We start from the raw sequence: 13,877 nt of genomic DNA on the forward strand, positions 1-13,877 counted from the left end.
ATATGGCACATATGAAAATATGCCGGTATGTTATCGGCCGGATATTTATTATTTTGCCCAACCGGAACTATCGGCATGACAACCATTGCCATGATGGTACAATTTGGTATTGGACATCGGGCTGTCTCGGTAGATTTCTCCCGACTTTTTACTGACTTTTTACTGACTTTCTCCCCACTATCTCCCGCCGTATCTTTAGGACTGCTTTGCCCCTGCTTTGCTTTTTCTTTGGAATTTTGTGGACACGCCGTGGACCAGCCCAAAGCGGGCCGTGGGAGACGGGGGAATTTGGTCAGAAGAAAGGGGGTAGTTAAGGTGTCATCTATGTTGTAAAGGTGAGGGTATAACAAATGCAGAAAAAAAAAGACAATAGGAAAGGAACCTTATTAAAAAAACTTAACACATTACATATAATAACCACATACATCTTTTACAAATTTACAACGGTAAACAGCATTTCATGGCTGTCCCCAGACGGGATAATCCTGTTTCATTTTTGAGACTGCCTGGCACCAGACTCGTTTTACAAACGTTTCTTTTTTTTCCATACACTGTTTTTAGTGTATAGCTTTTTTAGGAAGTGACACTCGGTGCGCAGCGGGTATACAGCCGCAGCGGAGAAGGAACGGAGGATCAAAACCCTGTCCGATTGGACAGAGTTTGTTAGACTGCCTTTATTGCTACCCTACCCCAAAAACAAAAAAGCAACCAACTGAAATCAATTGATCGCTTTCTATTTTGTCGGGATGGCGGGATTCGAACCTATTAACCGAACCTAATTCCAATTAATTCAATTTTGCTGATTATTAGCTAAATACAAAATATTATTTCTAACTTTATCCATCTTAACAAGGGTAATACCTGTTAAAAATAAGATTTTTTGTCCGCAATATGTCCGCATAATGAAGTGTAGCTTTTATCTTGACAGACCCTACAATCCCGAAATTGATTCCGGTATCATCAAAAAGGAAGTGCTGCTGGCTAAAGAGAAAAAGAAGCCATTGGCCGCAAAGTATTTCAATCCCCGCCCCACATCGGTTTACGTATTTGTTTCACCGGATAAAAGCATCCGTATCAAGTACCGGACATCCATCAAAATCCATCCCAAGCACTGGGATTTTAAGGACGGCAAGGTCAAAGGTACGGCCCCTGCTTCCATCCAGTTGAACGGGGAATTGTCGAAACTGTCCGCAGGCATCATCAAAGCTGCCCATGATGCCAAGGAGAAGTCCGCCATCCTGTCAATCAACGATTATAAACGCCTGATAGCGGAATGCGTAGATAAAGACCATGTTGGTCATGGAACCAACCAACTCCAACGACTGATTGAGGACTTCAAGACCTACAAGGCGTTCCATAGCACGGCAGGCACGATGAAAGAATATGCCACGGTATTCAAGGCACTGGATGACTACCAAACCAAACAGCGCATCGACCTTACTTTAGCGGACTTCAACAGAGATTTCTACATCCGGTTTGAGGATTTCCTTAGCCGTAAGAAGAATCCCTTGGATGGGGAACGGGGATTGCTGAATGACACGATTTACAAATACATATCCACGTTAAAGGTATTCCTGTCGTGGTGCAGGGATAATGGGCATACTGTCCACCCCGACACGTTCAAGCCGCACCAATCTTCCTACAAAAGGAAATCGCACAATGAAATCGTTGTGCTGACGGAAAAGGAGGTGGAAAAACTAATGGCCTTTGATTTGGCAGATAAACCATCCTACGAGCGGGTCAGAGACCTTTTTTGCTTCGGTTGCTATACTGGCCAACGCTTTTCGGATATCATGCGCTTCACCAAAGCTGATTTCCAAGACAATAAATGGATATTCCTTTCATCCAAAACCAAGAAGCGGGTGACCGTACCGTTTAACGGATATATTGCCAATGCCCTGAAAATCTTGGAAAAATACGATTTCGAATTACCAACCATATCCAATCAGAAGTTCAACGACTACATAAAGGAGGTGGGCAAGCTGGCCGAAATCGATTCACCCGTCAGGATAGTCCGCTTCAATGGGAAAAATGAAATCGTCATAGAAAAGCCTAAATATGAATTCATGAGCAGCCACATGGGCAGGAGAACCATGGTGACCATCCTCTTATCCAAGGGTGTTCCCATCAACCTTGTGCAGAAAATCACCCAGCACTCCGACATCCGGACATTGATGAAATATGAATCGGCAAGCACGGATTCACTTATCGAGGCATTGAATAAATATTAAAACACATGGATAGAGAACAATACATTCAGAGATGGCGGCTTGGCTCGAAAAAGGTATCGAGATACCAAGTTGGCCCACTATTTTTTTATAACAAAACCAACGTGGGCAATTACTTTGTCATGAAAATATTCAGGCCATATATCAACAAAGACACTTACAATGACTTCTATCGATTTCACCTAAACCACTATATCAAACGGAATCCATTGGGTACGGAGAAAGAGTTTTTCGAGGTTATTTGGGAAATTGTAAAAGAGGGGATTGAAAATCAAAGAAAACTACCTTATTCAACCACGGCCATTAAAAGAAAGGATAAACTCGCGGAATTTCAGCAGTACCTGCAAAGCATCGACCATTGGCAAAACACTAAACCCATCGAGGATGTTTTGAAAGAAAAAAACGAAAAGATAGAGGAATTGGAAGCCGAAATAAAAAAACTGAAATCGGAATTGAAACGCCTTAACACCGTAGACGGCGCAAAAATCGACATAAGTAACGGCTCAAAGGAATCCGTCATTAGCTTATTCCTGCAGATGCAAAGGCTCGAATATACAAAAGGAAAGGAACTCCTTATCACCAAAGCTCAAACCACATGGGCAAAAATCCTATCCAACCATTTCCTCGAAAAGGGGAAACCTATAAAATACGGAACTGCACTGAACTACTTCCAAGTTGAGGACAAAGACCAACGAAAAGTACCGACAAAAAGAAAAACGGAGGTCGATGAAAAGGACTATCCCTATATAATTGTAACCAAAGATTCATAGTTGATTTGCCTACGTCTTTTCCCGTAGGCATCGACTTTCGCCTATCCCCACCCATCTTTGCCCATGTTAATTCACTCGAAGAAAGTGGCCACAACTTCGACAACTGGTAATGATAAACATGAGCAAAGCAATGCAACTATTCGATTCAAATGCCCTTAAAGAGTGCATCAAGGATGCCGTGAGGGAAGAAATGCACGTACTGATATCGAACCTTAGGAACGATTCACCCAAAAAGGAGCAGACCGAGGAACGGTTAAAAACAAAACAGGAGATGGCCAAAGAACTGGATATATCACTGGTCAGTTTAACCGATTGGATGAAAAAGGGTCGTATCCCCTACCGGACGATGGGCAAACGGGTGTATTTCAAAAAAAGTGAGGTCATCGAAGCGATGTCGAAATCTCCCAACAGACAAGGAGGGCGGCATGGAAAATAGCAAAGCAAATCTTTTGGAGGTCAGGACAGCCAATCAGGTGCTTAAGGATGCATCACTGCAACCCGACCCGATATTCCTATACCAACCCTTGGTGACACAAGGCGAGCTGGTGATACTGTTCGCTGACACAGGCATTGGGAAGACCGCATTATCCGTACAGATGGCCGTCCACATCGCCAAACAGAAATACCATGTGCTTTACGTCGATTTGGAACTTTCGGACAAACAGTTTGAGAAACGCTACCGCAATGACGAGGGCATCCACTTCCGGTTTCCCGAAACATTCTATCGGGCAGGCTATTGCGTACTCAAGAAATTCCCCGACATGGGCTACGAGGATTTTTTCATCGCATCGCTGAAAAGCCGGATAGAGGAAACCAAGGCCACCGTGGTTGTCATCGACAACATGACCAAGATTGTAGCAGGTTCGACCGATACGGCCAAAAGCACCATCCCCATCATGAACAGCCTCAGTGAAATGAAGTTTGACCAAGGGCTTACGTTCCTGATTCTCGAACATAACAAGAAAGTGGACGAATGGCGGCCGATATCCCTCAATGACCTGCAAGGCTCCAAGATGAAAAGTAATTTTGCGGATTCGGTCTTTACCATCGGTAAATCCGCTACCGACAAAAACATCCGCTACATCAAGCAACTGAAAGTACGGAGTTCCGAATTGGAATACGATACGGACAACGTGCTGGTCTGCCGGATTTCAAAGGATGGCGGTTACCTTGGATTCAGTCAGGTCGGCTTCGCTAACGAAATGGAATTACTGCGGCTCCCATCGGAAGATTTACGGACAACCAAGGTTGAAACCGCACGCCAGTTGAAAGACCAAGGTTTATCCAATGTGTCGATAGCGAACGAACTGGGCGTAAGTGAGGGGGCGGTCAGGAAGTGGCTGAAAGGTACATGACTTTCGTACGGTCGTACCGTTCGTACTTCTCGTACTGATACGAATGGTACGAGAAGTACGAGTGTACGAATCATCGATAAAGATAACGGACACCCATCTTTTTTTCTTAGCCAGCATCCAACGCAATGCTTGGCAGCCGTGACGGAGCAAGGTTGTGTTTTGGTGCACCCAAAACCGCCTTGGCTCCCGATGGTCACACATTAATCGGAACAGTTATGACTATAAACAACAAAGGCGGCAGGCCGCTTTCACCCCATAAGAAAAACCGGCGGATTAACGTCCGGTTCGATGAACAGGAATACCGACTTGTATTGCACAATGCACGGATAGCCAACATGAAGAAATCGGAATGGGTACGCAAGAGTGCCATCCTGAAAAAAATCACACCCCGGTATACACCGGAACAACTGAAAGTGTTCAGGGATTTTACGGGAGCGGCGAACAATCTCAACCAACTTACCAAGAAAGCCCACCAAATCGGCTTGAGCCAAATGGCGCATGAGTGCCAAAGTACCATCAACCACATCAACCGATGTGTAGACAAATTACTGGAGCATGGTGGCGAAAATCATTGAGGGAAAACATTTCGGGGGATGCGTTGGCTACGTGCTGAAAGACCGAAGCGAAATCATACATGCCGAGGGGCTGCGTACTACGTCCGCCCGTACCATTACACAGGATTTCAATCTGCAACGCAAGCTGAATCCAAGGCTTGGCAAGGCGGTCGGGCATATCGTACTCTCGTGGAGCGAACATGACAAAGGAAAACTTACGAATCGCCTCATGGCCGGAGTTGCGCTGGAATACCTGAAATCACTCGATATCGATAACACCCAATACTTGATGGTCAGGCATCACGACCGGAAGCATGACCACGTCCATATCGTTTACAACCGGGTGGACAACCAAGGCAAGACCATTGCCAACAGCAATCTCCGGTTCAGGAGCGTGAAACTATGCAAGCAGTTGAACAGCAAGTATGGTTTCTACCAAGCCAGTGGCAAGGAAAAGGTGAACCGTGGCCGGCTGAAAGGAGCGGACAAAGCCAAGTATGAAATCCATGATGCGCTGAAGACAGCTTTGCGGGCGTGCGGGGATTGGAAGCAACTGGAAAGCTACCTGAAATACAAAGGGGTGGCCATACAGTACAAGAAAAAAGCAAATTCGGATGAAGTGCAGGGGGTATCGTTCTCTAAAAGCGGATATACGTTCAAGGGTTCGGAAGTGGACAGGTCGTTGAGCTATGGGAAAATCGACAGATTATTCAACGGACAGGAGGTGCAGCAATCGGCCGAAACGGATACCAATCTAACCAATCACCAAGCAATTGGGATATCACCCATGGGATTGGCGATGGATGCGATGGTGTCACTTTTGGATATCGGTATCGCCCATGACCAGGATGACGACGCCATCAAAAGAAAAAACAGGAACAGGAGGTAACCAATGGATTTAGAGAATTTAAAGCAACAGGTGGACGAACTGCAATTGAACACCGACCTGTTGACGAGCGACATCGCTCGGATGCTCCCGACCATCATCGGTTTTCTTGATGAAAACGAAAAATTGCTGCAAGGCTTCCACGAGGTCAGGGAAAAGGACTTGGAAACCAAAACCAAGCTGATTGACTACATCAAGGATTGCAACACGGCAGTTGACAATTACGTAAGGGATTACGGCAACTTACAGGGATTGACAGACAACATCATCAATATCACAAAAGAGGATTACCTCGAATTGGATAGGAAATTAACGGAGTTCAAGGGCTTGGTTGAACGGATCCCGGCGCAGACCGAAGTTAGATACAAGCATGGCATCGATTTCAAATCGACCAAGGTAATCCTTACGCTCGCATTGTTACTGTTTTTCTCTTTCGCCAGCCTTGGTGTGGCTATCGGACTGTACCGGCATCAAGAATCCCTGAAAGCGAGCAGTATCAAATTCCGAATGTTCCGGCAGGAATTTCCCGAAATCGGAAGTCGTATAGATTCGGTTTACCATGCCGACCCCGACAGGGCGTTATTCATCTTGGAGAAACTGGAAGAAGAGCAACGGCTTATCCAGTCGGCAAAGGAAAAGAGGAGGGAAATCGAATCGACCAGATAAAGGCGATTTAATTGTTTATCGGCGGCAATAAATCGGAATATTCGCATTCCAGCGCAGCAGCCAAATCTTGGGTTTGAAAATGGGTTGATAAAACCGCAGTATTTAAGATTATTTTGTATATTTGCGTACCAAAACGTGTACACAATGTCAATAGTAGAAACAACAAGCAGGCAATTCAGGGAACGCCAAAAAGATTTTTTCGACATGGCGGACAAGGGTCAAAAAGTGGTTATCAAACGAGGGAACAAACAGGCCTATGTGCTCACTCCCGTATCGGGGGATGATTTGTACTTTACCCCCGAGATGGTTCAGCGCATAAAGGAATCCCGCCAGCAAATCAAAGCGGGCAAAGGTATCGTTATTAAAACCAAGGAAGAACTGGATACATATTTTGACACCCTGTAATTGATGTATACGGTAATCATATCGCCAAATGCCGATTTGGATTTAAAGGCGCTGAAAAAATCTGAACCTCAAGCATTCAAAAAAGCAGTATCGCTTATCAAAGAACTTGCGGAACATCAAAGAACTTGCGGAACATCCAAGAACCGGAAGGGGTAAGCCGACACTGAAAAGGTATGATTTGGCTGGATTTTATGCACGTAAGATTACCGAAAAACACAGACTTGTTTATTCCATTGATGATACGTTTATTAAAGTATACGTTCTTTCGGCAAAGGGGCACTACAACGATAAATAACTTACTTAAAGGAGTTGAAACCTCAAACTATATGCTGGTGAAAAAAGGAAAAATTGGAAAAGCACTATTTGGGTGGGTATTCCTCTTGTGCATGGCTTTGGTTCCATTTGCAATTGTTTGGTTTTTTGGCGGTTATGAGTCAGCAAAACTATTATTAATCATATGTGTTTTGATGATTGTTATTCGTGTCATATTTATACCTATTGAATATCTTTTCAGCAGGTTCGAGATTAGAATAAAAAACAGAACGCTAACAATTCGAATGAAAGAAAAAAGAGAACGTTAAATAGGCCAACATACTAAGAAATATATTGTAATTATATACAATCCTAACCTAATTCAAAATATTTTAGGTATTTATATAAAAAACTAACCCTTTTGTTAACCGTATAGTGAAAGGCTCATCCAGTCGGCAAGGGAAAAAAGGAGGGAAATCGAATCAGCCAAGTAGCAACGTCCTAACTTGATAAAAAGTGATTATAATCAAAAATCAATATTAATCGAGGAGAATGAATGTTAACCCACAACCCCATAGAAATCTTGAACTTCTAAATGGAAAACCTACAACGGATTTACAGCAATTTTTCAGTAATAAATCCAGTTAAAGCACTGTAAATTAGCTATTTGAACCATTTACCATGCAATGCCTATGCGATTCCAAAAGTTTCATTTTTTTTTCTTAGGAACCACCTTATCCCGCTCTTTAACGGTAGTCTTTGGGTGTTTCTCTGCGTACTCTTTGGTTACGTAATGTCCAGATACGGCATCTCGATACCTGTAAATATATTCAATCTTAGCCATAAACAAAAATAATACAAAGTATGGAAAATTAGAACTAAATTGGCGGTAATAAATCGGCGTATTCGCATTCCAGCGCAGCGGCCAGTTTAGGAAGCATGGACAGGGAATATTTCGTCCTGTCCTTTGGGCTTTCGACATGGCCGATGTAACCAACGGACACATCCAGCGCCAACGCCAGCTTGGCTTGGGATATGCCTTTTTTGGTTCTCAATTCCTTTACTTTCTCGATGAGATAGGTGTCGACATCGGTTGCATGCGGTTTGTTGTCCATGGCATGCAAGGAAAGCATAATAAAAAATCAAAACACCGTCACATGAGACGGTAAAATTCCGTATATTTGGCTATCAGTTGATAACATCCGGTTATTCCAAAATACGGTAATTATGGGTTTTTTAATCAGGTTATTCCTTACGGGTATCGTCAGCTTCATCGCCATGATGAGCGGGATGGGCAGCGGCAACATCATTCCCGGCGCAATCATCGGCTTTGGTGCATGGGGCTTGTTCATTTGGTGGGTTGCTTCAAAAGACAGCAAGAAGCGGAAGCAGCGCGAGCGGGAACAGCTTTTAGAGGAATACCTAAGACGGCAGTTGCGGAAATAAACCGGATGTAATAAAGCCGGAAAACCATATATTTGTCTGGGCTCAAACCTGTTTAAACCTAATGAAGATTGTTGCCATATCGGACACCCACGGCCAGCACCGTAAACTGAAATTGCCCAACGGCGATATGATTATCCATGCAGGCGATATCAGCAAACGGGGGCATCCGGTTGAAATCGAGGATTTCTTGGATTGGTTCAGCAACCTAAAATTCCGGCACAAGGTTTTTATAGCGGGCAATCACGATTTCTTTTTGGAGGATGCGCACCCCGATATCATTGGCCGGATGATTCCCAAGGATGTCATCTACCTGAATGATTCGGGCGTTGAGATTGATTGCCTGAAAATATGGGGTTCTCCCATTACCCCTTATTTCCATAATTGGGCATTCAACCGGAAACGTGGGGCGGAAATTAAAGCGCATTGGGATTTGATACCCAATAACACCGATATCCTAATCACCCATGGCCCACCGTTCGGCATACTCGATGAAACCGTTTACAGTAAGCGAACGGGGTGTGAGGAATTACTTTTGAGGGTTTATCAAATACAGCCCAAGTACCATATATTTGGTCATATCCATGAGGATTACGGAGTGCTGGCTAAGAGAGAAACAACCTTTGTCAATGCAAGTGTGCTGGATGACCGTTATGAGTTAAAAAATGATGCCGTGATATTAAACCATAGCAGAGACTTAATAGGCGCGCAGCAGCTTACGGGAACCCGTAAAGATACAGTAAGTAAGAACAATAAATTTGTTTGTCATATTAACCGAAATTAACGATATATTCTCTATGTTCATTAACTTAATCAATAATCCATGAGAAAAACCGTGCAACAACATTCGAAAATCATAATTTCATTTTTCGTTGCTACGTTCTACATAACAGTTTGCTATAGCCAAGAACGGCAAGCAGCTATGTCTCGTTCATCAGTATTAAAATTCGGTCTAGACACGACAATCAAGGACTGGCATGTTGACGTCAATGCTGTTCCTCCAAAAGGAGGCATGAGTGCTTTTATGACATCCGTTTCCTCCAACTATAAACGAAATCTTTTTTCCTCTGATTTATCTGGGCGAGTACTAATATCATTTATTGTGGGAGAAGATGGTGAACCCTACAATTTCCGAATTTTAGAAAGTGCTGGTGCCGGAACCGGAGAAGAGGGAATACGGGTTATTACAAAACTTGGAAAATGGTCACCTGCGTTATTTCGCAATAGACCAGCAGAGGTCAGTTTTGTTATCCCAATAAGGGTATCCAGAATTAACACTAATTGATTTCTATTAGTCAAATAATGGTGTAAAAGGCCGGATCTATATCAAACAGCTCACAGGTTTAGATATGTCCGGGTAACAAGTCAGGTTAAATTTTTCTCTTATGATAGTATCTTTATTAATTCTTATCGGAATCACAATTGTCACCCATTTGGCAGTCCATTACTTTCTTTTTGATTTATTAGCAGCACCTTTTAATGTGTTGTATTACAAGATAACAAACGGCGAGTATAAATGGAATCTTATTTTTTACTTTTTGTGTTTAGTGCTAGTTGCAGGCTTTTCCTATTTATTTTTGGGTGTAGTCTCCTCATACTTAAGTTGGATAACGATAAGACACCCAAATAGCTTATTTATGAAAATAGCAGCTATAACATTTGCTTCGGGAATAGTATCTCGTTTTAAAGATAAATCACGCCAAATGACACTTCAAGACATATCATATAGTTATATCCCCAGCGTATACGCCGCCCCGTATATTTCATTAGTAGTATTTATATTTTCTATCGGATTACTGCTATTTCCCGAGTTGATGGTTAGATTTTGGTCATGGGCACCGTTTGTCAATTCAGTTAATAGTTGAAGATTCAAAAATTTGCTTTTATGAAAATTTGGATTTTACTATTGTACCTTATATTCTTTGCTTTCTTTTTAGTGTCAGCACAGGACGTATATGTCAAAGGTTATTACAGGAAAGATGGCACCTACGTTCAGCCACATTATCGTTCTGCTCCTGATGGTAATCCATATAACAATTATAGCTATCCTGGAAATTATAACCCCTATACTGGCAAGATAGCCGGAGGGAGTGAAGCCGCATATTTGGCAAGCTATTACAAGGTTTATCACTCCTATTCATTAGATGACTATGCAAATTACGGCACCTTATTGAGAGGTACCAATTACTCAAATTTGGATTATAAATCTTCTCGAGCTTATGCTGTCTACGAGAGTAGCACGTTGAATAAAAAACCTATTGGGTATATTAATCCTGTTCCTAATACAAAGTTTCTCTCTATTCACGATATTAATCACAACTTTGTTGGTTACGTAAAAATGAGCAAGAACAGGAAAAGATACTCTGTCTATACAGTTGATGATGTATTGGTTTCGACTAATAAACCAAGAACGGGTGCAATTATAGGTAAGTCGTTTTTAGTAGGCATAGGCTTATTATTATCTTACGTTGCTGTTAGTAGCGCTTATTAAGAACAACATATCCGTGATGAACAACAATAGCCTCAATTAGTATGATATTTCATTCTGTTCCATCGAGAAGTCTGAACAAACATTTTACTGTTTATGGTAAAGCACTTATGCTATGCCAAACCTTCGAGAAACGATGCATGTATCATTATAAGATGCTAAGTATTTTTTTAGGCCTAAAGAATGAGCGAATTAGTATAGAAGATTGGGTTGCGGGAAGGGTTTATTGGTCACCTAAAGACCGGAAACCAACGTCAAAGAAAACAAGTTTAGGAGTTTTTACGAAAAATCGGAAAGAATTGTTTGTTAATTCAAATACGTTATCCGATTGGGTTGCTGAACTTTTTGAGAAGGCTCAAGATAACAGAAATTGGATTGTACACGAAAGTTTGGTCGATTTATCATTCATAATATCATCGGATGAAGTGTCGAAAGGAATGTTCAAACTGGAGGAACTCAAAGAAAAGATATCTCCCATTATCCGCGCTTTATATGTGCTTGGTGCTATCGAAATAGAACAAAATGACAAAACACCATTTTACGACCCAGAGCAAGAAGCAGAATACACTAAGCTAATTATCGATTGGATTTTTGCCGACAGACCGCACACACACCGTTATAATGTACTGCATCGTGCAGACCATATCATATTTGATAGATTTATTAGACAGTCAAAATTCAACAACGAAGCTAATGAATCATAACTTTTCCTAACTTAACAATCACGCCAATAAAACAATATATTTGTCCGCAATATGTCCGAAAAAACCAAAAGCCACTGATAATCAGTGGCTTTTGTCGGGATGGCGGGATTCGAACCCACGACCTCCAGCACCCCATGCTGGCGCGATACCTGGCTACGCTACATCCCGAACGGGGGTGCAAACTTAGAGAAAATTGTGCTTATATGCAAGTTATAAAAAGCGTTCTAACCGTTTTTATCGCCGATGTATTTATAAAAAGCGTCCCGGTAAGTATCGCCGACAGGAATGGTCTTGTCTTCAATGAAAATTCGCCCCCGTTCGATGCTGACTATCTTATCGAGCGCCACAATATATGAACGGTGCACCCGGACAAAACGGTTGGCCGGCAGAATATCTTCCATCTTCTTCATATTCTGTAAGGTTACAATACGTTCTGATGGTGTATAGATGGATATGTAGTCTTTTAATCCTTCAATATACAGGATATCATCAAGATCTACCCGTTGAATTTTGTGCTCTGTCTTGACAAAGATAAAATCCACCGTCTCGCTCTGCTTCGCTTGGGGGGCTGGCTGATGGGAACGTGGAGCTTTATTGGCCAATACCTTCTGGACGGATCGGTAAAATCGGTCAAACGCTATGGGTTTTAACAGGTAATCCACCACGTTAAGTTCATAACCATCCAACGCATATTGGGGATAGGCGGTGGTGAGGATAACATCGCATTTGCCATTGATGATCTTAAGGAACTGGATACCGGTGAGTTCAGGCATCTGGACATCGAGGAATATCAGATCAACCTCTCCGTTTTGTACTGTGGCAAGGGCTTCTATCGCATTGGTGGTGCTGGCCACAAGCGACAGTTCAGGCACCTTGGCTACATAATCAGCAATAATATCCAGCGCCAGTGGTTCGTCATCTACAGCTATACATCGTACCATGTGCGTCATTGATTAAAAATTATAAATATAAAAAAAGTTCACTACTGTAGTAGTGATCTGATTCAATAATATTAATCGTATGCTTATCGGGATATCCGAGTTGGAGCCTCCGTTTCAAGTTTACCAGCCCTACCCCTTTTGTATGATCCTTGTTAAGCTGGTTTTTGGCATTTTCTGCCCGAAAATGCAGCCTTCCATTTTTGACGTTGATATCGATACGGATGGGTTTGGTGGCATCTGTAGAGATGCCATGTTTGAAAGCGTTCTCAAGGAACGAAATGAGCAGTAACGGCATCACCCGGTGGTTGACATTGTCAATATCCACATGGAGTTCTACATATATCTGCTCCTTGAAACGTAATTTCTGAAGTTCAATGTAATTTTTCAGGTAGTTGATCTCTTCTTCCAGCAATACGGTGTCTTCATTGCTTTCATACAGCATATAGCGCATGATTTCCGAGAGCTTGAGAATAGCTTCAGGTGTCTTCTCTGACTTCTGGTAAGCCAATGAATAGATGTTATTCAGGGAATTGAAAAGAAAATGCGGGTTGATCTGCGACTTCAAAAAGGCCAGCTCAGCGTTCAGCTTTTCGTTTTCTAAGCTTTTACGGTGCTCCATATCTTTAAAATTGGCCGAAATCACGTAAACAGCGGTACTGACCAACATAAAAAACAGCCCGGTAATCAATGCCGCAACGGTATATTGCAGGGGCGTAAGTATCTTTTCATTGTTCTCGGTGTCGCGATACTGTAACACCGTGTCTTCGTAATGCGCCGCAATGGCGTACTTTACCGCAATTGATACCAACAGGACAACAACCATATAAAATACGGGCCGCCAAAGGCGGTTGCCGCCCAGAAGCAACGGATTAACCCAAAAGTAATGGATGTAGAAAATGGCAATGTTCAATGCCCCATAAAGCAGAATAATAATCGCGGCGTCAACGGGCTTCTCCCTGACGTTGATAAAGTACAAAACGGTCAGCAAGACGCCCCACACCAAGGCATGGATTAAAACGGCTTTATTTCCAAGCATACGGCAAAGATAATGTTCACCTGCCAATATCACCCTGCTTGATAGACAAACGCCTTACTTCTGTCGGCAAATCTGCATTCCGGGCAGACGAACACGCACTTTCCGGTTAGTCTACGAAATCGGGCTGTTTGTCTAAAACTTTTTCAGGG

General features: G+C 42.6%; 17 protein-coding genes and 1 tRNA gene. 14 read left to right on the forward strand and 4 right to left on the reverse strand.

Translation table 11 applies throughout. From position 1 onward, the window contains the following. Positions 1-902 precede the first annotated feature (902 nt). From BM030_RS10030 to BM030_RS20470, 9 genes are all read left to right on the forward strand, one after another. The gene (locus BM030_RS10030) at positions 903-2,231 is read left to right on the forward strand and encodes a site-specific integrase (RefSeq protein ID WP_090973464.1); all 1,329 of its coding nucleotides are present in this window, start codon (positions 903-905) and stop codon (positions 2,229-2,231) included. A gap of 5 nt (positions 2,232-2,236) precedes the next feature. Then, on the forward strand, positions 2,237-2,998 hold the full coding sequence (locus BM030_RS10035; protein WP_139215873.1) for a hypothetical protein: 762 nt from the start codon (positions 2,237-2,239) through the stop codon (positions 2,996-2,998). Positions 2,999-3,116: 118 nt separating this feature from the next. Then, on the forward strand, positions 3,117-3,434 hold the full coding sequence (locus tag BM030_RS10040; RefSeq protein WP_244518834.1) for a helix-turn-helix domain-containing protein: 318 nt from the start codon (positions 3,117-3,119) through the stop codon (positions 3,432-3,434). After that, positions 3,424-4,353 carry an AAA family ATPase gene (locus BM030_RS10045; RefSeq protein ID WP_090973466.1) on the forward strand — a complete coding sequence of 310 codons (930 nt, stop codon included), beginning with the start codon at positions 3,424-3,426 and terminating at the stop codon, positions 4,351-4,353. The genes BM030_RS10040 and BM030_RS10045 overlap by 11 nt, the downstream gene beginning before the upstream one ends. A 215-nt stretch (positions 4,354-4,568) precedes the next feature. After that, positions 4,569-4,928, forward strand: coding sequence for a plasmid mobilization protein (locus BM030_RS10050; RefSeq protein WP_090973567.1), 360 nt, complete (start codon positions 4,569-4,571; stop codon positions 4,926-4,928). After that, positions 4,909-5,796: a relaxase/mobilization nuclease domain-containing protein gene (locus tag BM030_RS10055; protein ID WP_090973467.1), complete on the forward strand. Its 888-nt coding sequence runs from the start codon at positions 4,909-4,911 to the stop codon at positions 5,794-5,796. Before BM030_RS10050 ends, BM030_RS10055 begins: the two co-directional genes overlap by 20 nt. Positions 5,797-5,799: 3 nt before the next feature. Continuing rightward, positions 5,800-6,459 carry a hypothetical protein gene (locus tag BM030_RS10060; RefSeq protein WP_090973468.1) on the forward strand — a complete coding sequence of 220 codons (660 nt, stop codon included), beginning with the start codon at positions 5,800-5,802 and terminating at the stop codon, positions 6,457-6,459. 144 nt (positions 6,460-6,603) lie between these two features. Beyond that, complete coding sequence (locus BM030_RS10065; RefSeq protein WP_090973469.1) at positions 6,604-6,864, forward strand: DUF2683 family protein; 261 nt, start codon at positions 6,604-6,606, stop codon at positions 6,862-6,864. A gap of 61 nt (positions 6,865-6,925) precedes the next feature. Further along, entirely contained in the window at positions 6,926-7,159 is a 234-nt protein-coding gene (locus BM030_RS20470; RefSeq protein ID WP_090973470.1) for a type II toxin-antitoxin system YoeB family toxin, read from the forward strand. Positions 7,160-7,994: 835 nt separating this feature from the next. On the opposite strand, the gene BM030_RS10085 is transcribed toward BM030_RS20470, so the two are convergent. Beyond that, a complete protein-coding gene (locus BM030_RS10085) occupies positions 7,995-8,231 on the reverse strand; it encodes a helix-turn-helix domain-containing protein (protein ID WP_090973568.1) in 237 nt (78 codons plus the stop codon). A gap of 112 nt (positions 8,232-8,343) precedes the next feature. On the opposite strand from BM030_RS10085, the gene BM030_RS10090 reads away from it, so the two are divergent. The 5 genes from BM030_RS10090 to BM030_RS10115 all read left to right on the forward strand — a co-directional run bounded on the left by BM030_RS10090 (position 8,344) and on the right by BM030_RS10115 (position 11,751). Further along, complete coding sequence (locus BM030_RS10090) at positions 8,344-8,562, forward strand: hypothetical protein (RefSeq protein ID WP_090973473.1); 219 nt, start codon at positions 8,344-8,346, stop codon at positions 8,560-8,562. Between the two features lie 61 nt (positions 8,563-8,623). Next, a complete protein-coding gene (locus tag BM030_RS10095) occupies positions 8,624-9,343 on the forward strand; it encodes a metallophosphatase domain-containing protein (RefSeq protein ID WP_090973474.1) in 720 nt (239 codons plus the stop codon). Positions 9,344-9,382: 39 nt separating this feature from the next. Further along, positions 9,383-9,844, forward strand: a complete 462-nt coding sequence (locus tag BM030_RS10100; RefSeq protein ID WP_090973475.1) for an energy transducer TonB — start codon at positions 9,383-9,385, stop codon at positions 9,842-9,844. A gap of 600 nt (positions 9,845-10,444) precedes the next feature. Further along, a complete protein-coding gene (locus tag BM030_RS20040; RefSeq protein WP_211657573.1) occupies positions 10,445-11,050 on the forward strand; it encodes a hypothetical protein in 606 nt (201 codons plus the stop codon). Between the two features lie 152 nt (positions 11,051-11,202). Then, a complete protein-coding gene (locus BM030_RS10115; RefSeq protein ID WP_170845695.1) occupies positions 11,203-11,751 on the forward strand; it encodes a hypothetical protein in 549 nt (182 codons plus the stop codon). 94 nt (positions 11,752-11,845) lie between these two features. Here BM030_RS10115 and BM030_RS10120 read toward each other — a convergent pair. The 3 genes from BM030_RS10120 to BM030_RS10130 form a co-directional block, all read right to left on the reverse strand. Then, positions 11,846-11,919, reverse strand: a tRNA-Pro gene (locus tag BM030_RS10120). 56 nt (positions 11,920-11,975) lie between these two features. Then, positions 11,976-12,692 carry a LytR/AlgR family response regulator transcription factor gene (locus tag BM030_RS10125; RefSeq protein WP_090973569.1) on the reverse strand — a complete coding sequence of 239 codons (717 nt, stop codon included), beginning with the start codon at positions 12,690-12,692 and terminating at the stop codon, positions 11,976-11,978. 19 nt (positions 12,693-12,711) lie between these two features. After that, positions 12,712-13,728 carry a sensor histidine kinase gene (locus BM030_RS10130; protein ID WP_090973478.1) on the reverse strand — a complete coding sequence of 339 codons (1,017 nt, stop codon included), beginning with the start codon at positions 13,726-13,728 and terminating at the stop codon, positions 12,712-12,714. Positions 13,729-13,877 lie beyond the last annotated feature (149 nt).

Source organism: Parapedobacter composti (assembly GCF_900112315.1).
Lineage (GTDB): Bacteria > Bacteroidota > Bacteroidia > Sphingobacteriales > Sphingobacteriaceae > Parapedobacter > Parapedobacter composti.